At 61.1% G+C, this 20,919-nt stretch carries 23 protein-coding genes; 19 read left to right on the top strand and 4 right to left on the bottom strand.

Going from position 1 to position 20,919, the window contains the following annotated elements:
- Positions 1-17: 17 nt before the first annotated feature.
- The 3 genes from fliN to motA are packed head-to-tail and all read right to left on the bottom strand — an operon-like array spanning position 18 to position 2,517.
- The gene (fliN, locus tag QN224_RS02895) at positions 18-635 is read right to left on the bottom strand and encodes a flagellar motor switch protein FliN (RefSeq protein ID WP_283975469.1); all 618 of its coding nucleotides are present in this window, start codon (positions 633-635) and stop codon (positions 18-20) included.
- 54 nt (positions 636-689) lie between these two features.
- Complete coding sequence (locus QN224_RS02900; RefSeq protein ID WP_283975470.1) at positions 690-1,637, bottom strand: FliM/FliN family flagellar motor switch protein; 948 nt, start codon at positions 1,635-1,637, stop codon at positions 690-692.
- A 1-nt stretch (position 1,638) separates the two neighbouring features.
- A complete protein-coding gene (gene motA / locus QN224_RS02905; protein WP_173510909.1) occupies positions 1,639-2,517 on the bottom strand; it encodes a flagellar motor stator protein MotA in 879 nt (292 codons plus the stop codon).
- Between the two features lie 182 nt (positions 2,518-2,699).
- Between motA and QN224_RS02910 the strand changes: the two genes are divergently transcribed.
- The 14 genes from QN224_RS02910 to fliP all read left to right on the top strand — a co-directional run bounded on the left by QN224_RS02910 (position 2,700) and on the right by fliP (position 12,575).
- Complete coding sequence (locus QN224_RS02910; RefSeq protein ID WP_283975471.1) at positions 2,700-3,479, top strand: DUF1217 domain-containing protein; 780 nt, start codon at positions 2,700-2,702, stop codon at positions 3,477-3,479.
- 1 nt (position 3,480) lies between these two features.
- Positions 3,481-4,203, top strand: a complete 723-nt coding sequence (gene flgF, locus QN224_RS02915; RefSeq protein WP_283975472.1) for a flagellar basal-body rod protein FlgF — start codon at positions 3,481-3,483, stop codon at positions 4,201-4,203.
- Positions 4,204-4,218: 15 nt separating this feature from the next.
- Positions 4,219-5,619: a flagellar protein export ATPase FliI gene (gene fliI, locus QN224_RS02920; protein ID WP_283975473.1), complete on the top strand. Its 1,401-nt coding sequence runs from the start codon at positions 4,219-4,221 to the stop codon at positions 5,617-5,619.
- Positions 5,620-5,621: 2 nt separating this feature from the next.
- Positions 5,622-6,173: a flagellar protein gene (locus tag QN224_RS02925; RefSeq protein ID WP_283975474.1), complete on the top strand. Its 552-nt coding sequence runs from the start codon at positions 5,622-5,624 to the stop codon at positions 6,171-6,173.
- 243 nt (positions 6,174-6,416) lie between these two features.
- Positions 6,417-6,797 (top strand): flagellar basal body rod protein FlgB, encoded by a 381-nt coding sequence (gene flgB, locus QN224_RS02930; protein WP_173510904.1) that lies wholly within the window; start codon positions 6,417-6,419, stop codon positions 6,795-6,797.
- 5 nt (positions 6,798-6,802) lie between these two features.
- Positions 6,803-7,222 (top strand): flagellar basal body rod protein FlgC, encoded by a 420-nt coding sequence (flgC, locus tag QN224_RS02935; protein ID WP_283975475.1) that lies wholly within the window; start codon positions 6,803-6,805, stop codon positions 7,220-7,222.
- On the top strand, positions 7,222-7,557 hold the full coding sequence (locus QN224_RS02940; RefSeq protein WP_173510902.1) for a flagellar hook-basal body complex protein FliE: 336 nt from the start codon (positions 7,222-7,224) through the stop codon (positions 7,555-7,557). The genes flgC and QN224_RS02940 overlap by 1 nt, the downstream gene beginning before the upstream one ends.
- Before the next feature lie 11 nt (positions 7,558-7,568).
- Positions 7,569-8,357, top strand: coding sequence for a flagellar basal-body rod protein FlgG (flgG, locus tag QN224_RS02945; RefSeq protein WP_173510901.1), 789 nt, complete (start codon positions 7,569-7,571; stop codon positions 8,355-8,357).
- A gap of 19 nt (positions 8,358-8,376) precedes the next feature.
- Positions 8,377-8,886 (top strand): flagellar basal body P-ring formation chaperone FlgA, encoded by a 510-nt coding sequence (gene flgA, locus QN224_RS02950; RefSeq protein WP_283975476.1) that lies wholly within the window; start codon positions 8,377-8,379, stop codon positions 8,884-8,886.
- A complete protein-coding gene (locus QN224_RS02955) occupies positions 8,883-9,998 on the top strand; it encodes a flagellar basal body P-ring protein FlgI (protein WP_283975477.1) in 1,116 nt (371 codons plus the stop codon). Before flgA ends, QN224_RS02955 begins: the two co-directional genes overlap by 4 nt.
- Positions 9,995-10,534 carry a MotE family protein gene (locus tag QN224_RS02960; RefSeq protein ID WP_269278105.1) on the top strand — a complete coding sequence of 180 codons (540 nt, stop codon included), beginning with the start codon at positions 9,995-9,997 and terminating at the stop codon, positions 10,532-10,534. Before QN224_RS02955 ends, QN224_RS02960 begins: the two co-directional genes overlap by 4 nt.
- Positions 10,531-11,241, top strand: a complete 711-nt coding sequence (flgH, locus tag QN224_RS02965) for a flagellar basal body L-ring protein FlgH (RefSeq protein ID WP_173510897.1) — start codon at positions 10,531-10,533, stop codon at positions 11,239-11,241. Before QN224_RS02960 ends, flgH begins: the two co-directional genes overlap by 4 nt.
- 90 nt (positions 11,242-11,331) lie before the next feature.
- Complete coding sequence (gene fliL / locus QN224_RS02970) at positions 11,332-11,829, top strand: flagellar basal body-associated FliL family protein (RefSeq protein WP_283975478.1); 498 nt, start codon at positions 11,332-11,334, stop codon at positions 11,827-11,829.
- A gap of 8 nt (positions 11,830-11,837) precedes the next feature.
- On the top strand, positions 11,838-12,575 hold the full coding sequence (gene fliP / locus QN224_RS02975) for a flagellar type III secretion system pore protein FliP (RefSeq protein ID WP_283975479.1): 738 nt from the start codon (positions 11,838-11,840) through the stop codon (positions 12,573-12,575).
- Positions 12,576-12,748: 173 nt separating this feature from the next.
- Here the strand turns inward: fliP and QN224_RS02980 are convergent, their stop codons facing one another.
- A complete protein-coding gene (locus tag QN224_RS02980; protein WP_283975480.1) occupies positions 12,749-14,728 on the bottom strand; it encodes a glycosyl transferase in 1,980 nt (659 codons plus the stop codon).
- A 344-nt stretch (positions 14,729-15,072) separates the two neighbouring features.
- On the opposite strand from QN224_RS02980, the gene QN224_RS02985 reads away from it, so the two are divergent.
- The 5 genes from QN224_RS02985 (at position 15,073) to QN224_RS03005 (ending at position 20,919) form a co-directional block, all read left to right on the top strand.
- Entirely contained in the window at positions 15,073-16,017 is a 945-nt protein-coding gene (locus QN224_RS02985) for a flagellin (protein ID WP_283975481.1), read from the top strand.
- Positions 16,018-16,413: 396 nt separating this feature from the next.
- A complete protein-coding gene (locus QN224_RS02990; protein ID WP_173510893.1) occupies positions 16,414-17,358 on the top strand; it encodes a flagellin in 945 nt (314 codons plus the stop codon).
- Between the two features lie 304 nt (positions 17,359-17,662).
- Positions 17,663-18,634 carry a flagellin gene (locus QN224_RS02995; protein WP_173510892.1) on the top strand — a complete coding sequence of 324 codons (972 nt, stop codon included), beginning with the start codon at positions 17,663-17,665 and terminating at the stop codon, positions 18,632-18,634.
- Between the two features lie 426 nt (positions 18,635-19,060).
- Positions 19,061-19,714, top strand: coding sequence for a hypothetical protein (locus tag QN224_RS03000; protein ID WP_283975482.1), 654 nt, complete (start codon positions 19,061-19,063; stop codon positions 19,712-19,714).
- Positions 19,711-20,919 carry a MotB family protein gene (locus QN224_RS03005; RefSeq protein ID WP_283975483.1) on the top strand — a complete coding sequence of 403 codons (1,209 nt, stop codon included), beginning with the start codon at positions 19,711-19,713 and terminating at the stop codon, positions 20,917-20,919. The genes QN224_RS03000 and QN224_RS03005 overlap by 4 nt, the downstream gene beginning before the upstream one ends.

Genomic DNA, 20,919 nt, shown 5'->3' on the forward strand with positions numbered 1-20,919 from the left:
TCGCCCCTTCATCGGGCCTATGACTTCTTGCTTCCCTTGATCTCGATGAGCTTGACGCCGAAACGGGTCACATCGCCCTCGAGAACGGTAATTTCACCACGGCCGATCACCCGGCCATTGACCATGATTTCGACCGGCTCCCCGATCTTGCGATCGAGCGCGATCGTTGCGCCTTCGGCCAGGCCCATGAGCCCGGAAACCTGCATCCGGCTGGTGCCGAGCACGATCTGGACATCGATCGGTATGTCCATGATCAGATCGAGATTGGCCGTCATGCCGCTGCCTGGCGTGGATTCGGTCGCCGGCTCCGCGACATCGAAGTCGTTGCCACCGAAACTGTTGCCGGCATCGAAGGCGCCCGTCATTCCCGCCCCGGCGAAGTCGCCGCCAAAGCTATCCGCGCTGAAGTCGCCGCCGAATGCGCTTGCGGTATCGGTCGCGCCGCCAAAGTCGCCGCCGAATTCTGTTGCCATGTCCAGCGCGCCGGTGGAGCCGAAGTCGGCGCCAAAATCCGTCACCTGCCCGCCATCCTTCTTGAGAACACCGCGCAGGTCGTCGATCGCCTGGTCGAGCTCCGTGTCTTCGACGGCGAATCCCGCCTGTTCCTGGATAGGTGCTGCTTTCTTGGGTGCCATGTGCGAATTATTCCAGTTGAAGCTTGCCTCAGGCATTCTGCCGAGAGGCGGCTGTTAACCCATGATGTGGCGGAGGATGTCCTGTTCGGAGCCATGCGTGTCCTTGATCCGGACCGTATATTTCGCCCCCGATCGGCCGAACTCGCAGACATAGAGCTCGCGTCCGTTGGCGTTTACGTCGACGCGGACGTCCTGCCCGTCATGAAACGGGATCACGTCTCCCGGCTGCAGGCGGCTGATCGTGTCGATCGTCAGGCTTTCCAGTCGGACGCGCGCCTCGAGCGTCACCGCGGAGCGACGAACCTGTTCCTCGAGCTGCTCCGTCCATTCCGACTTTGCCTTGTTATCCTGACCGGCGCCTTTGGGCGGGACGATCTGCGTCTTGAGGAGAACGCTTTGGGGAACGATCACCGAAAAGGTTGAGAGCACCGGGCCGAGCCCGATCGTCATATCGATCGAGGCCGCGTGAATATCCTCGATCGCGGGATCCGGTTTGAGGCGAGCTTCGCTGTTGTATGGGCGGCTGACGGCGGGCTCGAAGCCGCCCGGCGCGTTTACAGCCGTATGCAGCACGTCGGCGATCTTTTCGAAGATCGGTACTGCGACGTCGATCTCGATCTGCGACATCGAACGCGGCTGAGGTTCCCCGATGCTCGTGGGCTCGGCGCCGAGCAGGGCTTCGACCAGGGTGATGAGAACCGGGCTGTCGCAACCGATCTGGAAATCCTGGCACCAGTTGCGCAGCGAAACGTCGGCAAGCAGGACACCGTCGCCGAGACCCGCAACAAGCTCGTTCCTGAGACCGGTCTTGAAACCGGCATAGCCGATCGCAATGTCGTGCCCGATCTCAGCCCTGTAGATACCGGGAAGCAATTCGCCGAAGACCTGGCCGAGTTCGAGTGCGATCCGGCCGATGGTCTTGTCGTCGCCGAGCGCGCCGATCATGCGCGCAAGCAGCCTCTTGTCGAATGCGTGGACGTTCGATGCGGTGCCCGGGTTCATGTTACGCCGCCTTGCTTTCGCTGCCGCCGCCCGGGTTCATCATCTCCTGTTCGACCGCGTCGATCGACGGCCGCTCATAGGCCGAGATGGTCTTGCGGCCATATTCGAGCGCGACCTGCGGGACCGAGCCGTTCATGTAGGCAAGCAGCGTCTGCTTGACGATGACGTAGAGGCGGTTCTGCTTCTCGCGCACAGCCTTGATGTTTGCGACGAGCGGGCCGACGATCGAATAGGAGAGGAACACACCCAGCAACGTTCCGACGAGTGCGGCGGCGATCTTGGCTCCGAGCACTTCCGGAGCTTCATTGATCGCGCCCATCGCCTTGATGACCCCAAGAACCGCTGCGACGATGCCGATCGCCGGCAGCGCGTCGCCCATGGTTGTCAGCGAGTGGTAGCACTTCATCTTGTCGTGCGTGATTGTCTGGATTTCCTCGTCCATCAGCGCCTCGATCTCGTGCGAGCGGGCGTTGCCGATGATGATCAGTCGGACATAATCGCAGATGAAGGCGGTCAGTTCCTTGTTCTGCAGGACTGTGGGGGCGGACTGGAAGATCGACGATTCTTCCGGGTTGTCGATGTGGCTTTCGATCTCGTTGCGGGATTTGGTTCTGAGATCGCGCATCAGGCTGTAGAGCACACCGAGCGTATCGAGGTAGTGCCGCTCCTTCGGGACCTTGTGCCTGAAGGCTTCGCCGAGCGCCCTGCCGGTGTCTTTCACCACCTTCATCGAGTTGGCCATGATGAAGCCGCCGATGCCGGCACCGCCGATGATCATCAGCTCGAAAGGCTGGTTCAGGACTTCCAGGTGGCCGCCCATCGCAAGATATCCGCCGAGGATACAGCCGAAAGTCACAAGAAGCCCGATGATGATGTTCATTGTCGATACCTGTCGCGATCGTGATTTTCCGTTGATGGAATAGGATTTCATCCTTGCGTGAGGCTGTTCGTGAAGCCCCGTTGAAAGCCGCGCGCGGAACAGGTTCGCGCAAGCCAGTCAGGTCAGGATTTGCGACGTCGGGCCTTCGCGCCCGGTTTTCATTCGGGCAGGGCGAAGCGATCGTGACCACGACCTATACGAGCTACAAGCTGATCACCGCCGATTTGACGAAATCGCTGGAGCGCGTTTCCGAACAGCCGGACGTCGCCCGCGAGACGGAATATTACCTGTCGAAGATCGGCAGCATCAAAACCATCGACGATTTCTTCGCCGACAGCCGGCTCTACAACTATGCGATGAAGGCGCACGGCCTCGAAGACATGGCCTATGCGAAGGCCTTTATGCGCAAGGTGCTTTCCGAGGGCATCGACAGCGACGATGCCTTCGCCAACAAACTAACGGATGGCCGCTATAAGGCGCTGGTCGAATCCCTGAACTTCGCGCGCAATGGCGAGGCGGCGACCTCGTTCGATCGCGCGCAAAAGGGCGTAGCCGACAAATACGCGCGCCAGACGCTGGAACAGAACGCCGGCGAGGAAAATGCCGGCGTGCGGTTGGCACTCTATTTCTCGCGCATGGCGCCGACGATCACCAGCGGTTACGCCATCATCGCCGACGAGGCGCTGGCACAGGTCGTGCGCACCGCTCTGCAGTTGCCCGACGAGTTCGCAGCGACCGATGTCGATCGCCAGGCCGAAGCCTACGAGGCGGCGATCGACCTCAAGGACTTCCAGGATCCCGAAAAGCTGGCGGCGTTTCTCGACCGCTTCACCGCCCTTTGGGAAGTCAACAATTCCACGGACAGCTACGATCCGCTTGCGGTTTTCGGTTCATCGAGCGGCTACGGCATCTCCTCCGATCTGCTCCTGTCCATCAACAGCCTGAAACTCGGGGGGCGCTGACTTGCAGACCGGTCTCTATGTGGCGATCTCATCGCAAATGGCGCTCGAAAGGCGCCTGAATACGCTCGCCGACAACATCGCAAATTCCAATACCGTCGGCTTCCGTGGCGCGGAAGTGAAGTTCAACCAGATGCTCGGCGACACCAAACCGACCAAGGTTTCCTACGTTTCGGAAGGTGAGGAATACATCAACACCAATACCGGATCGCTCGCACGCACCGGCGCCTCGCTCGACTTCGCGATCAAGGGGGACGCCTGGTTTTCGATCGACACCCCCGGCGGCCCGGCATTGACCCGCGATGGCCGGTTCACGCTGACGGAGACCGGCGAGCTGGTCACCATCAAGGGCTATCCGGTGCTCGACGCCGGCGGGGCGCCGATCCAACTGAACGGTGGAGCGGGCGACATCACCGTCGGAGCCGACGGCTCCGTTCATCAAAACGGCAATCAGCTCGCGCTGCTTGGCCTCTACGAAGCGGACTTCAGCAACGGCTTCATGCGCTACGACAACAGCGCTGTCATGCCGGCAAATCAGCCGGAGCCGGTCGTCGACCGCTTTGATATCGGGGTGATGCAGGGCTTCCTTGAAGAGTCGAACGTCAACGCCATCCAGGAGATGTCGCAGCTCATCATGGTCACCCGCGCCTTCGACAACATCACAGCCCTGATGCGCGACAGCGAGGGATCGCTGGAAGAGGCGATCAAGACGCTGGGCGGCAGCTGATAAGTGACGAGAACCATGAAACGCGAAGGCGTTGAAACCCTCGCCGCATCGACCTCGCTGGCGGCGCTTGCCGGGCTGGTCGAGCGTTACACCAAGCCGGAGTTTTCGATCGCGCCGGGCGGTCACGTGCAGACGATCTCGCCCGGCCATTACACCGTTACCGGTCTTTCGCGGCATCTGCGGCTCGGTGATTTCGTTGCGCATAAGAGTGCCACGGGCACCCATCTCGGCGAAGTCGTCCGTGTTGAGCCCGAGCGCGTGGTCGTCTGCCCGATCGAACCCGGCGATCCGATCGGCATCCACGATACGGTCATACGCAAAGGTGCCTGCCGGATAGCGCCGACGGAAAATTGGTGCGGCCGCACGCTCAATGCGCTGGCGGAGCCGATCGATGGTCTCGGACCGCTGTTGCAAGGCGACGTTCGCCGCTCGATCTCCAACACCGCGCCGCCGTCGATGACGCGCAAGCGCGTCGAGCATGGTTTCCGGACCGGCGTGCGCGCCATCGACATTTTCTCCCCGCTCTGCCTCGGGCAGCGCCTCGGCATCTTTGCGGGCTCCGGCGTCGGCAAATCGACGCTGCTTTCGATGCTGGCGCGCGCCGACGCGTTCGACAAGGTCGTGATTGCGCTGGTCGGCGAACGCGGCCGCGAAGTTCGCGAATTCATTGAAGACACGCTCGGCGACAATCTTTCGAAATCGGTCGCCGTAGTCGCGACCAGCGACGAAAGCCCGATGCTGAGAAAGATGGCGCCGCTGACGGCCGTCACGATTGCCGAACACTACCGCGACAAGGGTGACAACGTGCTCCTTATCGTCGATAGCGTGACGCGCTTCGCCCACGCAATCCGCGAGGTAGCGACCGCAGCGGGTGAGCCGCCGATCGCGCGTGGCTATCCGGCTTCCGTTTTCACCGAGCTGCCCCGCCTGCTCGAACGCGCCGGTCCCGGCGTCGAAGGAACCGGGACGATCACCGCTATCATTTCGATCCTGGTGGATGGCGACAACCATAACGATCCGGTTGCCGACTCGACGCGCGGCATTCTGGACGGGCATATCGTACTTGAGCGCAGCCTGGCGGAGGAGGGGCGCTATCCGCCGATCAATCCGCTCGCCTCGATCTCGCGCCTTGCACGGAAGGCTTGGACGCCGGACCAAGAAAAGCTTGTGGCGCGCCTCAAGGCGCTGATCCATCGCTTCGAGGAAACGCGCGATCTGCGCCTGATCGGCGGTTACCGTCCAGGCGGCGACGCCGATCTCGACATGGCGATCAAGCAGGTGCCGGTCATCTATGACGTGCTCAAGCAGACGCCCGGCGAACGGGGCGCTTTCGACGCCTTCACCGATCTTGCGAATGCGTTGAAGGCGGCTGCCATGGGCAATCAACCTGGCGCCGCTGTGCGGGGGAGGGGGTAGCAATGACCGACTATGACGCAGACGAGATCGTCCGCCAGCGCCGGCGCGAGGCGAAGATGCCGCTGATCGACAAGGTTCTGGGGGCGACCGGGCTGGCGATGGCCGCCTGCGCGACCTTCTTTCCCTGGTACGCAGTCTTCCACCAGGAAGAGTTTTCAATGCCGCCGCTCTGGGAGAGCGCGACGCGGGACGTGCCGGAGCGTGCGGGCCGCGCGAACGTGCCGGCTTCGCCGCCGGCAATGAAGGACATGGACGACAAGACCCTCGCCACGGTCGACCGGCTGACGACCGCGACGGTGCCGGGGCTCGGACACGAGCCGGCTGGCGGGGAGGGCGAGCTGAGGGCCGCCCCCGCTCAGCCTCTTCCCGAAAGATCCGGCTTCAAGCTCATGCACATCGCCAACGGCCGGGCGCTCATCGAGGACCGGGGCGGCGTGTATATCGTTCGCATCGGCTCCATCCTCCCAGACAACAGCCGGCTCGCGACTTTCGAGCAGCGGGACGGCCGCTGGGTGCTGATCACCTCCAAGGGGGAGGTCTACGAGCCGAACTAGGCGGCGACGGAGCCGTCTTCCCGAGCGTTCCGAGATCGCCGCGACGTCTTTAAGTGCCGGCACATGGCATACATGCGGTGCCGACCAAAACGTGCTTAGCGTTTTCCGTCCGGAATTGCCGCCATCCGCCATTTGCGTGAGCGACACGGATCCGGGGGCATCATTCCCGTCTGATCCCGCGTCCCGACAAGTCCCACGCAAGATTACCTGCCTAGGTTCGTCATCATCAGGCAGGAGCTTTTGATGGAACCGATTCAGCTTTTCGAACTTGCGTCGCGCCAGGCCCAATGGCTGACCGTTCGTCAGAACGTCGTGGCCGGCAACATCGCCAACGCCAATACCCCACACTACAGGGCGAAAGACGTAGAAGCCTTCGAAAGCGTCCTGCAGAACACCGGCATCCAGATGGCGGCGACGCACCGCGCGCATTTCACCGAAAGTCCCGATGCGGCCCAAGTCACAGAAGTCAGCATGATCGATGACGTGCAGGTGCAGCAGTCCGGCAACAGCGTGGCGATCGAAGAGGAAATGATGAAGACCGGTGAGATCAAGCGCGACTACGAGCTCAATGCCGGGCTCGTGAAAGCCTTTCATCGGATGATGCTCATGACGGTACGGAAATAACAATCATGGATCCTTTGACTTCGGCGCTCAAGGTTTCGGCCTCCGGTCTGCAGGCGGAATCGACCCGCCTGCGCATCGTTTCAGAAAACATCGCCAACGCACGTTCGACCGGCGACACGCCCGGTGCCGATCCGTATCGCCGCAAGACCATCAGCTTTGCGGCGGAAGTCGACCGGGCGAGCGGGGCATCGCTCGTCGACATCCAGCGCCTTGGCACCGACGATTCGAATTTCAACATCGAGTTCGATCCCGGCAATCCGGCGGCCGACGAAAAGGGCATGGTCAAGATGCCGAACGTCAACGTCCTGATCGAAATGGCCGACATGCGCGAGGCCAACCGCGCCTATGAGGCGAACCTGCAGACCATCAAGCAGTCCCGCGATCTTATCTCCCAGACAATCGACCTGTTGAGGGCTTCGCAATAATGATCGATGCAATCCAGTCCGTCGGCGCGTTTTCGGCCATCAGGGAGACGGAAGGCACGAGCCTGACCGCTTCCAGCTCGCTCGTCGCGCCCGGCGCCGGCGCTTCCGTGCCGCAGTCGCAGAGCTTCGCCGAGGTTCTCGGCAACATGGCCAGCGACACCATCCGTTCGATGAAGTCGGCCGAAGGGGCGTCGCTGCAGGCCGTCCGCGGCGAGGCCAATACTCGGGAAGTCATCGACGCGGTGATGAGTGCGGAACAGTCGCTGCAGACCGCACTTGCCATCCGCGACAAGGTGGTGAGCGCCTATCTCGAAATCGCGCGCATGCAGATCTGAAGGAACGAGACATGAAGGCCCTTTCCATCGCCGCCACGGGCATGAATGCCCAACAGTTGAACCTGGAAGTCATCGCGAACAACATCGCGAACATCAACACGACGGGCTACAAGCGGGCGCGCGCCGAGTTTTCCGATCTGCTCTATCAGACGGAGCGCGCCCAAGGCGTGCCCAACCGCGCCAACCAGGCGATCGTCCCGGAAGGCGCGATCATCGGCCTCGGCGTGCAGACCTCCGCCGTGCGCAACCTCCATATCCAGGGCAGCCTGGTCAACACCGGAAACGACTACGATCTGGCATTGGTCGGCCGCGGCTGGTTCCAGATCGAGACGCCGGACGGAGAGACCGCCTATACCCGTTCGGGCGCATTCAACACCAATGCCACCGGCCAGCTCGTCACCATTGACGGCTACACCGTCGTTCCCGGCATCACGGTGCCGCAGGACGCGAGCGAAATCACCTTCACCTCGTCGGGGCAGGTGCTGGTGCGCATCGGCAACAACACGGAACTGCAGGAAATCGGCCAGCTGACGATCGCGAACTTCGTCAACGAGGCGGGGCTCGAGCCGCAGGGCGAGAACCTCTTCAAGCAGACACCGGCTTCCGGCGAACCGATCATCGGCACGCCGGCCGATCCCGGCTTTGCCCAGATCAAGCAGAACTATCTCGAGGCCTCGAACGTCGATCCTGTCAAGGAAATCACCGACCTGATCTCGGCCCAGCGCGCCTATGAGATGAATTCCAAGATCATTCAGGCCGCAGACGAGATGGCGGCGACGGTCAGCAAGAACCTCAGGTAAACGCAAAACAGGGGCAAACATGATGTTTCGCCGATCCGCCGCAAGGACAGCATCGCCATCCCGTTCCCCGTTCCGGATGCGAACTGTCGCGTTCGCCGTGGTGGCCGCAGCCTTCCTTTCGCCGGCTGCCGTTTTCGCGGAGCGGCCGACCGCTGTCATCCCCAAGCAGACGATCTATCCCGGCGAAACCCTTGATGAGAGTCTGGTCGAGGTCGTCGACGTGACCAATCCCAATCTCATGGACGGCTATGTCCAATCTATCGAGGAAATCGAGGGCAAGGTCACGAAACGGACCCTCCTTCCAGGACGGGTGATCCTCGCCTCGGCATTGCGCGAGCAATACGCGGTCGAGCGCGGTTCGACGGTTCGGCTTATCTTCAACAATGGTGCCCTGACGATCACGGCGGCGGGTTCACCGTTGCAGGACGCCGCGGTCGGCGATCTGATCCGCGCGCGTAACGTCGATACCGGCGTCATCGTCTCCGGCACGGTGATGGCGGACGGCACGATCCATGTGGTGGCGAAATGAAGCTCCGTGTCTGTAAGTGGTTCCTGACGCTTGCCGTAGCCTTTGCCGCGTCGCTGACGCTTGCCCATGGTGCTTCCCGCATCAAGGATGTGGCGTCGCTGCAGGCGGGGCGGGATAACCAGCTGATCGGCTATGGTCTGGTGGTCGGCCTGCAGGGAACCGGCGACAGCCTGCGCTCCTCACCCTTCACCGATCAGTCGATCCGCGCCATGTTGCAGAACCTCGGTATCTCCACGCAGGGCGGCGAGTCGCGTACGCGCAACGTCGCGGCGGTGCTGGTCACGGCAACGCTGCCGCCCTTTGCAAGCCCGGGCAGTCGCGTCGACGTGACTGTCGGTTCTCTCGGCGATGCGACGTCGCTGCGCGGCGGCACGCTGGTCATGACCTCGCTTTCCGGCGCCGACGGCCAGATCTACGCGGTGGCGCAAGGTTCGGTCGTCGTGACCGGTTTCAGTGCGCAAGGGGACGCCGCCACCCTCAGTCAGGGCGTGACTACGGCCGGACGTGTGCCGAACGGTGCCATCATCGAGCGGGAACTACCGGCAAGATTCAAGGACGGCGTCAATCTGGTGCTGCAACTGCGCAATCCGGATTTTTCCACGGCCGTCGGCATGGCCGCGGCGATCAACAAATATGCCGCCGCGCAGTTCGGCGGGCGCATCGCCGAAGCCAAGGATTCGCAGTCGGTGCTCGTCGAGAAGCCCAAGATGGCCGATCTTGCGCGCCTGATGGCCGACGTCGAAAACCTGGTGATTGAAACCGATGTGCCGGCACGCGTCGTCATCAACGAACGGACCGGCACGATCGTCATCGGCCAGGACGTGCGTGTCGCCGAGGTCGCCGTCAGCTACGGCACGCTCACCGTGCAGGTGACCGAGACGCCGACGGTCGTGCAGCCGGAGCCCTTCTCGCGCGGCGAGACCGCCATGGAACCGAACACGACGATCGAGGCGCAAGCGGATGGCGGCACGGTCGCGATCTTGAATGGCTCGAGCCTGCGTTCTCTGGTCGCCGGCCTCAACAGCATTGGCGTCAAGCCGGATGGGATCATCGCCATCCTCCAGAGCATCAAAACGGCGGGAGCCCTTCAGGCGGAGCTTGTTCTGCAATGACCGGACACTTGGACAGACTTCTCGGGAAATCGCCGCGCATCCTCATGATCGCGGCCGCCGGCGCATTGATGCTGGCGCTCCCGGGCGCTTTCGCGCAGGACGTGACGGCGCCGCCGGCGGAAAGCGGAAGCGTCAACGAAATCCAGCAATTCTGCACCAACATCGCCGATGCCGCGCGCGACCAGCGCTATCTGCTGCAACGCAAGGAACTGGAAAATCTTCAGACCAGCGTCGACGAGCGTATCGCGACCCTGGAGAAACGCCGCGCCGAATACGAGGACTGGCTGAAGCGCCGCAACGACTTCCTGAAACAGGCGGAACTCGGTCTCGTCGACATCTACAAGACGATGAAGCCGGACGCCGCAGCCGGCAAGCTCGAGATGGTACGACCGGAGATCGCGGCTGCGATCGTCATGCGGCTGCCGCCGCGCCAGTCGTCGCTGATTCTCAGCGAGATGAGCGACGAGAAGGCGGCTGTGCTCACCAACATCATTTCGAGCGCGAGCGACCCCAACACCTCGAAGGAGCCATCATGAGAAAGCATTTTACGGCCGTCTTGGCCGCGGGCCTCCTTGCGGGATGTCAGAGCCAGGCGTTCAAGGAGATCGGTCAGGCGCCGTCAATGAGCCCGATCGGCAGCGGCCTGCAATATACGCAGACGCCGCAGCTCGCTGCATATCCGAAGCAGCCGCATCAGGTCACGAACGGATATTCGCTTTGGAACGACCAGCAGGCAGCGCTCTTCAAGGATGCGCGCGCGATCAATGTCGGCGACATTCTCACTGTCGATATCAGGATCGACGACAAGGCATCCTTCGACAACAAGACGGATCGTAGCCGCAAGAATTCCAGCGGCTTTAATCTCGGCGCCAGCGGGGCATCGCAGACCAGCGATTTCGAATGGTCGGGCGATCTGGAATATGGCTCCAACACCAAGACCGAGGGCGATGGCAAGACCGAGCGCTCCGAGAAGCTGCGCCTGCTCGTCGCCGCCGTCGTGACCGGGGTGCTGGAGAACGGCAACCTCCTGATCAGCGGTTCGCAGGAAGTTCGTGTCAACCATGAATTGCGCATTCTCAACGTCGCGGGGATCGTCCGGCCGCGGGATGTCGACGCCGACAACATCATCTCCTACGACCGCATCGCCGAGGCTCGCATCTCCTATGGCGGCCGCGGCCGCCTGACCGAGGTTCAGCAGCCGCCTTGGGGACAGCAAGTCGTGGATCTGCTCTCTCCGATCTGATCAGGGGCCTATTGCAAATCAAAGTGCCACGGTGCCCCTGTCTCCTTGACGACCTGTGGCGCTGTAGGCCGACCGGCATGGAATGGCACGATGGAAGAAATCGATAAAGCGCAGTCCTCCAAATCCGTTTCCAAGGTGATGACGATCGCCGCCCTGGCCGTGCTGACAGTCGTCGCCGGCGGCGGCGGGTGGCTCGTCGGCCAATTGCTGGCTCCGCCGCCCGCAACGGAGAAGATCGAAGCTGCGGCCGAAATCGCGCCGAACGCCACCGGTGCCGAGGGCATTCCGAAAATCGCCACCGAAGCCAATGGTGTCGTGCAGCTGGATCCAATCACGACGAACCTCGCTTACCCCTCCGAGAACTGGGTCCGTCTGGAAGTCGCGCTGCAGTTCAACGGCATCCCCGACGTTGTTCTCGCCGAGCAGATACACCAGGATATTGCAGGCTATCTCAAGACCGTGTCGCTGCAGCAGATTCAGGGACCGCGCGGCTTTCAATATCTCCGGGATGACATTCAGGAGCGGGTTGACCTGCGCTCAGACGGACGCGTAACGAAAGTGATGTTCCGAACTTTCGTCATCCAATGATTCGCTCGATGCTCCGGATTGCCACCTTCATAATCGCTATGATGGCGATGTCGGGAATTGCCGGGGCGCAAAGCTTTCCCGCCGATATTCTGAACACGCCGGTCGACGGCTCCGTCGCATCGTGGATCATCCGCACCTTCGGCCTGATCACCGTTCTGTCGGTGGCACCCGGCATTCTGATCATGGTGACGAGCTTTCCGCGCTTCGTCATCGCCTTTGCGATCCTGCGGTCGGGCATGGGACTGGCGACCACGCCATCCAACATGATCATGGTGTCGCTGGCGCTGTTCATGACCTTCTATGTCATGGCGCCGACCTTCGACCGCGCCTGGCGAGAGGGTATCGACCCGCTCCTGAAGAATGAAATCTCGGAAACCGAGGCCATGCCGCGCATGGCGGAGCCGTTCCGCGAATTCATGCTGGCCAATACGCGCGACAAGGACCTGCAGCTCTTCATCGACATCGCCAAGGAGAAGGGCCAGACGGTCGTGGTCGACGACAAGGTTGATCTGCGCGCCGTGGTGCCGGCCTTCATGATCTCGGAGATCCGGCGAGGCTTCGAAATCGGCTTCCTGATCATGTTGCCGTTCCTGGTAATCGACCTGATCGTTGCGACGATCACTATGGCGATGGGTATGATGATGCTGCCGCCAACGGCGATCTCGCTGCCCTTCAAGATCCTGTTCTTCGTGCTGATCGACGGCTGGAACCTGCTCGTCGGCAGCCTGGTACGGTCCTTCACCTGAGCGGGTGGAACATTCCCTGCTGATTCTCGACAATCGATCGACGCATCGCGAGGCCGCCGGCGCGGGCTGCTGCGCCGCAAGGCGCGATCGTAGACGAGCGAACCTCTGCAATGAAAAAGAGGCAGTGGTTCCACTGCCTCTTCACCAATGGCCGTTTCCGTGGCGCCGGCGATCTATCGTTCGAAGGACCCATCGCGTGGCGGAAGCGCCGGAACGTCGATGTGATCCGGTGCCAGTTTCTGCTTGGCGCGATCCACCATCATCTCGTAACCGCGCTCGAGATGACGGCAGAAGCGCTCTGCATCGAACAGCGGCATGCGGAAGCGGTTTTCCTCGAGCACCTTCCTGTATTCGGCGATTTTCTCGCGGTTCTCATAGAGTGCAACCGCTTCGGCGACGTAGGCTTCGGGGCCGGCGGTTACGAGCTCTGGCAGCCCGATCGCGTTGAGAAGGCTTTCGCTTACGCGCGAGGCAAAGTTGGTGCCCTTGAACGTGAGCACCGGCAGGCCGGCCCAAAGCTGTTCCGAGGTGGTCGTGTGGCCATTATAGGGATAGGTGTCGAGGCCGAGATCGGCTGCGGGCAGGCGGTTGATGTGCTCCGCATAGGCCGTCTTGCTGCACAGGATGATACGTTTCGACGCGATACCGCTGCTCTGGAGCTTACGCAGAATGTTGGCCTGAGCATCCCGCTTGCACATGAGCCACAGAATGCTGTCGGGTGTTCGGCGCAGGATCTCGATCCAGAGATTGATGGTCTGGAGAGAGATCTTTCTGCTGGCGTTGAACGATGCGAAGACGAACGCTTCCTCGGGAAGGCCTAGGTCCCTGCGGGCGATGCCGTAGGGGCGAGGGCGGTGATAGGGATCGTTCGGCTGGTAGGTTTCCGGAAGGCGGCAGAACTTTTCGTAGTAGTGCTCCTGGCTTCCTTCAGGCAGCACGTACGGGTCGCCGATGACATAGTCGACATCGACGTTTGCGGTGGTTCCGGGGAAGCCCAGCCAGGACACCTGAACGGGTGCAGCCTGATGGTTAAGTATCTTCAGCCGGTTGTCGAGCGTGTGTCCCTTCAGGTCCACCAGGATATCGATGCCTTCTGCACGAACGACGCGGGCGGCCTCCTCATCGGACATATCGTTGATGCGGATGATTCGGCCCCAATTGATGCGATTACCCCGGTCGCGGGCCAGATTGCTTTCCTTGGTATGGCAGAAGAGCGTGACTTCAAATTTTTCCGGGTCGTGCAACTCCAACACAGCTTGCAGAAGCTTCATGGTTGCATGCTGGTCCCAGAAGTCCGCTGAAAGATAGCCGATGCGGATTTTCTTCGCCCATTGATGCGGCATGTTGCGCCGCGCCTCGGTGATTGCGGAGGCAAAGGGCCGGTTCCGCGCACCAGCCCATCGATTGAGCTTTTCGTCCCCGCACCAGGTGACGTGGTAGTAGGGGGACTCGGCGGTGAGAATTTCGTACCGGCCGGCATCCAGGGCTTTCTGGATATCCGGATAGTGCTTTTCAATCTCGGCGTAGTCGTTGGCCTCACGCGCAAAGACGAGATAGGCCGCCCGCAACACAGTGCTCTTCGGATTTTTCCGGAACAGATTCACGACCGCATCGCGGTCCTGCGCATCATCGATATCGGCCGTCAGAAGTTTGAAGGCGAGTGACTGATGTTGAATATTTGTACTCGTGGAAAGCGGTGCCTTGAACAGGCCGAGAATTTCCTTCTGGTCCCGCTTGAGGAAAATGGATGCGATGATGAATGCGATCTCCGGATCGGTCTTCGCCTTTTCAAGAAGAGGAAGGCCGATGCTGAGCGCCTCATCCTCGTTGCCGCACGCAAAATGCAGCTTCATCGCTTCGGTCAGATAATGTTCCGAACGCGAACCCTTTTCCTCTCCCGCCAGCTGGTAGGCGCGCGCCGCATCCGTCTTGAAGCCGAGTTTCAAAAGAACCTTCGCCAGCAGCACGAATGTCTTGGCCTCCCTGCTGATGTTCATCAGGTGGTTAAGCTGGTTGAGCGCCTCGGTATACTGGCCTTTCTGATATTGCCGGGAGGCGTTGGTGAAGAGGGCATGGGCGTTCAATTGCGGCTCCGTCGCATGGGTCGGACCGCGGTCGGCGTGCTCCCGTCCCGGTCCTGATTCGATCGACATGTTTCACGCAACATTGTCGCGGCCGGACCTTGCCTCAGGCGTGACTCCGACAATGGTTGGGGAAGTCTGCGGCCGCCGCTGTCGAGGAGAGGCCGTGAAATAAAAAGCTACATGAGCTCAAACATTTAATCGTGTGTTAAGCATAAATCGAGCCATCCGGAGTGGGCACCTGCATTTAATGAATTCGCAAGCATTGGCCTCGATATTCGTCTCCACATGACGGGTTTGGTTTCTTCCAAAGGATGTTTGTTGGAACCGAGTGGCATGAAGCCGGTCCGTCATCACCGGTAGTGTACGCAGTCCGGTATGTCCCCACGGTATTCAGTAAAAAAGGGACAACTCATATGACCAGCATCATGACGAACTCTTCGGCAATGGCCGCAATCGCGACCCTGCGTTCGATCAATTCCTCGATGGAAACGACCCAGGACCGGATTTCCTCCGGCTATCGCGTTGGTTCGGCCTCTGACAACGCCGCTTACTGGTCGATCGCGACCACCATGCGTTCCGACAACAAGGCGCTTTCGACGGTTCAGGATGCCCTCGGCCTCGGCGCCGCCAAGACCGACGTCGCCTACACGGCGATGAAGTCCTCGATCGACGTCGTCGACGAAATCAAGGCGAAGCTCGTTGCCGCCAGCGAGCCGGGCGTCGACAAGGGCAAGATCCAGAAGGAAATCAAGGAACTCCAGAACCAGCTCGTCAGCATCGCGAAGTCCGCTTCGTTCTCGGGCGAAAACTGGGTCTATAACGACAACAACAACGCCGCCGGCACCAAGTCGATCGTCGGTTCGTTCAACCGCGACGCGAGCGGCAATGTCAGCCTCACCACGCTTCAGTTCGATACGACGAAGAGCTCGCTCATCGAAGTCGACTCGGCTGGCGCTTATGTCACCAACGGTTCGGGCCTGCTTTCGAGCGATCTCGAATACACCGATACGGATGGCACGACGACGGTCACGCTGAGCTACAACCTGCTCGAGATGGACATCAGCAGCATGACGGCCGGGGATCTGGCCGGAGCCATCTCCGGAGTCGACGCGGCGCTGCAGACCATGACCGATGCAGCCTCCGATCTCGGCGCGCTCAACAGCCGTGTCGACATGCAGAAGGACTTCGTCGCCGACCTGATGGACTCGATCGAGAAGGGTGTCGGCAAGCTCGTCGATGCCGACATGAACGAGGAATCGACGCGCCTGAAAGCCCTGCAGACACAGCAGCAGCTCGGCATTCAGTCGCTGTCGATCGCCAACAGCAACTCGCAGAACATCCTGTCGCTGTTCCGCTAAGCGAAATTCCTCCAAGCGCGGGAGACTTCCCGGGCTTGGTCGCAAGTCGATCCAAGCCGCGTTTCGCAAGGGACGCGGCTTTCATTTTTGGTTCGACGTCCTACTGCATGATTCCTCAAATCGGAATCGATTTGAGGACAAAATAATGCAGCGATTCAAAGCGCTGCGGCGACCTTGCGCGTTTGTGCAGACGCGCGGCGCTGCAATCGAAGAAAAATCTGCGCGAGTCGTGCGCCGGCTTTAGCCTTCGTTAACTATGTTGGTGTTTGCTGTGGCCATCGAAACGGCGGGTTAACCAACAAATTTAACGCGTTAGCAGGCATGAAGCTGACCGCCGTTTCCCGGTAATCCCGGAATGTCCCTTCCATCTCAACTGTCACAAGGGGCACTCAGCCAATGACAAGCATCATGACGAACACCGCCGCAATGACGGCGCTCGCAACGCTGCGCTCGATCAACTCTTCCATGGAAACGACGCAGGACCGGGTTTCCTCGGGTTATCGCGTCGGCGCGGCTCAGGACAACGCCGCCTACTGGTCGATCGCGACCACCATGCGTTCCGACAACAAGGCGCTCTCGACGGTTCAGGACGCTCTCGGCCTCGGCGCCGCCAAGACGGATGTCGCCTACACCGCGATGGAATCCTCGATCGACGTCGTTGACGAAATCAAGGCGAAGCTCGTAGCCGCCAGCGAGCCGGGCGTCGACAAGAGCAAGATCCAGAAGGAAATCACCGAGCTTCAGAACCAGCTGATCAGCATCGCGAAGTCCGCTTCGTTCTCCGGCGAAAACTGGGTCTACAACGACAACAACAACGCTGCCGGTACCAAGTCGATCGTCGGCTCGTTCAACCGCGACGCCAACGGCAATGTCAGCCTGACGACGCTTCAGTTCGACACGAACAAAAGCTCGCTTATCGAAGTCGATTCGGCTGGCGCTTATGTCACCAACGGTTCGGGCCTGCTCTCGAGCGATCTTGAATACACCGACACGGACGGTACGACGACGGTTACGCTGAGCTACAACCTGCTCGAAATGGACATCACCAGCATGACTGTTGGCGATCTGGCCCAGGCCATCTCCGGTGTTGACGCAGCCCTGCTGACGATGACTGATGCCGCTTCGGACCTCGGTGCGCTCAACAGCCGCGTCACGATGCAGAACGACTTCGTCGCCGATCTGATGGACTCGATCGAAAAGGGTGTCGGGCGCCTGGTCGATGCTGACATGAACGAGGAATCGACACGCCTGAAAGCCCTGCAGACGCAGCAGCAGCTCGGCATCCAGTCGCTGTCGATCGCCAACACCAATTCGCAGAACATTCTGTCGCTGTTCCGTTAATCGGAACCGGCTACGGTCCAATCCGACAAGAAAGCCGCGCTGCTCGTTGAGCAGCGCGGCTTTCGGTTTTCTTGCCTGCCAAGCGTTTGGTTAAGATCTTGTCCATCTTTGTTTATTTTCGTTCACTTTTATTACTAGCTCGTTAAGCCCATTAACGATTTGTTAACCATCAAATCGTTACACCTTCGTTAAGAGCGAAGGGTCGCCTCGCAGGGCAAATTCGAGGCGGTTCGCATGACGCTGGTCCCGTCGCTGCCGGTGCACTCCGGAATGGTTTCCGCAAATCACTCAGGGCAAACGATCCATGACCAGTATCATGACCAATGCCGCCGCTATGGCGGCGCTCCAGACATTGCGCTCGATTAATAGCAACATGGCCGAGGTGCAGAACCGGATTTCGTCCGGCTATCGCGTCCAGACGGCCGGCGACAACGCGGCCTACTGGTCGATCGCGACGACCATGCGGTCCGACAATGCGGCCCTTTCGACGGTTCAGGACGCACTCGGTCTGGGCGCCGCCAAGGTCGATACGGCATACGCCGCTATGGACACGTCGATCGAGGTGATCAGCGAGATCAAGGCGAAGCTCGTTGCGGCGCGCGAGCCTGGCGTCGACAAGCTGAAGATCGACAAGGAAATCAACGAGCTCAAGAACCAGCTCGTATCCGCAGCACAGTCCGCATCGTTCTCCGGCGAGAACTGGCTCTACAATTCCAACGCCGCGGCGGTCGGAACCAAGTCGATCGTCGCGTCCTTCAACCGCAGCGGCAACGGCAATGTTTCCGTGACGACGCTCGACTTCGACACCGCGCAGTCGATGCTGATCGACACGGCTGATGCCACGCGGGGCCTGCTGACCAACAGCTATGACGCCGATCAATTGCAGGCGACGCCGTCGGGCACGGCGCGGCTCTATCACCTCATCGTCGCCCCCCCGGCCACGCCTGTCGCCGGCAGCACCGAGATCAAGCTGACGACCGCGACGACCAGCGCGCAACTGGACGACATGATCCGCGTTGTCGACAAGATGTTGAGCAAGCTCACCGATTCCGCCTCCACGCTCGGGGCGATCACCACTCGCATCGACATGCAGGAAAGCTTTGTCGCGAACCTGATGGACGTGATCGACAAAGGTGTCGGACGCCTGGTCGATGCGGACATGAACGAGGAATCGACGCGGCTCAAGGCTCTGCAGACGCAGCAGCAGCTCGGCATCCAGGCGTTGTCGATCGCCAACACCAACTCCGAGAATATCCTGCGCCTCTTCCAGCAGTAACGCGCTGATACCACCCGGGCGACCGTGCAATTCCGTCGCTCCCGTCCGTTTGCATGGAAAGCAAGCGGCGTCGCCTTCCGCTGTGCCGCCGGTCATCGGCATCTGGCGGAAACCGTTGGACCGCGCTTCTTGCCCTGGCGCGGTCCAATCATTTTCGCGCAAGTTTGACCGAATAACCTCCCATCGCAGTCTTGTCGGACTGTCGGCCAGGATGAGTTTTGTGCCGCCGCTTGCATCGGCTCTACCAGATCCGTGAACAGCCGTTGCGCATCGAGAATGTTGGGTCCTGCCGCTGTCTCGGGCGGTCGGGACCGAGGGAGACATTGCAAACGTGTCAGGCTCTTTGGATTTCCGGGCCGTGCGGCAGCGTGCGAGCGACAGGCAAAGCATGCCGACGCCATCCGTGCGACTGTCGGAGGGGCGTCGATGACGGCGTCGCTTTCCCGATACCTCAAGGATTTCAGCGCGCCGAAGATCGAGTTGTCGAGGATGCCGCCGAAATATTTTCCGGACATCGACGCCGAGCTTCCAAACACGGATCGTCCGGGCGCGAGGCGCGCCATGCCGGAGATCGACATCGATGCCGAGCGTCGCGATGCCTTTGCCCAAGGCCGCGCCGAAGCCAGCGCCGAACTCGTGTTCGAGCATGAAAAAGAGATCGCCGAACTCAAGGCGCGCCACGCGGAGCAAATGGAAGCGTTGACGCTACGCCTCGAAGAGGAAGTCGCAACCAGATTGGCAGCCAAGATCGCGGAAATGACTGACCGGCTTGCCCTCGACCTTGGCGACCAGACGGCGCGCGTGCTTGCGCCGGTCATGGAAGAGGCGCTGTGCAAGCGCGCCATTGAGGATCTGGCGCGGATGGTCCGGGAGGGTGTCGCAGCCGGTGAGGGCTGCGTGATCACGGTCAAGGGGCCGCGGTCTCTTTTCGAGGCGCTGAAGCGGCATTTGCCGGATGACGCGACGCTGTTCCGCCATATCGAAACCAACGACATCGATCTCGCGGTCGAAATGGGTGACGCCGTACTGGTGACCAGAATGGCCGCCTGGTCCGATACCGTCCGGAAAGTTCTGGCATGAGTGACGAAAGCCATCATAACGGCAAGAACGAAATCATCATCGTCAAGCGTTCCTCGGATGGCCATGGCGAGCATCACGGCGGCTCGTGGAAGATCGCCTATGCCGACTTCATGACAGCAATGATGGCCTTCTTTCTAGTGATGTGGCTGATCAATGCCGCGAACGAAGAGACGAAGGCGGCCATCGCTTCCTATTTCAATCCGGTGCAACTCACCGACCAGAAGCCCTCCGAGAAGGGACTGAAGGATCCCGCCAAGGACGCCCAGGGCGAGCAGACGCAGCAGCGGTCGAAGACCGACGGCGAACAATCGAAATCCGGTGGTACCGCCAAGAAGGGCGACCAGTTGACCGCGACCTCGGGCGAGGAAACGAAATACTCCGACGCCGATTTCTTCGAGAACCCCTATTCGGTCCTTTCCGAAATCGCCAAGGAAGTCGGCCAGCAGGCCAATATCAGCGTCAAGGGCGATGGCGGCGCGGCGCAGTCGGGGCCGGCGACCGGTGCCGAAGGTGGCGAAGCCTACCGGGATCCCTTTGACCCGGACTTCTGGACCAAGCAGGTCGAGATCAAGGAGGCCGGCAATACCGCAGCAAACGACGTGGCGGCCGCGACGAACCCCGCGCCGCAGGGAACCGCCGAGTTGAAGCCGGCGGATGGCAAGGCGCCGGCCAACGTCGAAGACCGGACGGGGAAGAGCGTAGAAAAGGCGCTCAAGGCCGAAACCGACGGAAAGGACCGGCAGCACGAGGCAGACGCGCTCAAGGCTGAAATCGAAAAGGAGCTCGGCGGAAATGCCGGGCGGCTCATCGAGGGGCTGATGGTGACCCCCGCCGAGGGCGGCCTCCTGGTCACCATCAGCGAGCAGACGGACGCGCCGATGTTTGCGGTCGGCTCCGCCGTGCCGCAGAAGGAACTCGTGCTCGCAATGGAAAAGATCGGTAGGCTTCTCGCTGCGCGCAAGGGTGCCGTAGCGATCCGCGGCCACACCGACGGGCGGCCGTTCAAGGATGGAACCTACGACAACTGGCGCCTCTCGGCGGCGCGCGCGCAGAGTGCCTATTACATGCTCGTCCGCGGCGGCCTGAAGGAAGACCGTGTCAGCCAGATCAGCGGCTTCGCGGATCGCCGCCTGCAGGTCCCGGGCGATCCCTACGCGCCCGGCAACCGGCGCATCGAGATCCTGTTGCAGTCGGGACAGGGTTGA

The sequence above is a fragment of the Sinorhizobium sp. 7-81 genome, from assembly GCF_030124405.1.
Classification (GTDB): Bacteria; Pseudomonadota; Alphaproteobacteria; order Rhizobiales; family Rhizobiaceae; genus Sinorhizobium; species Sinorhizobium psoraleae.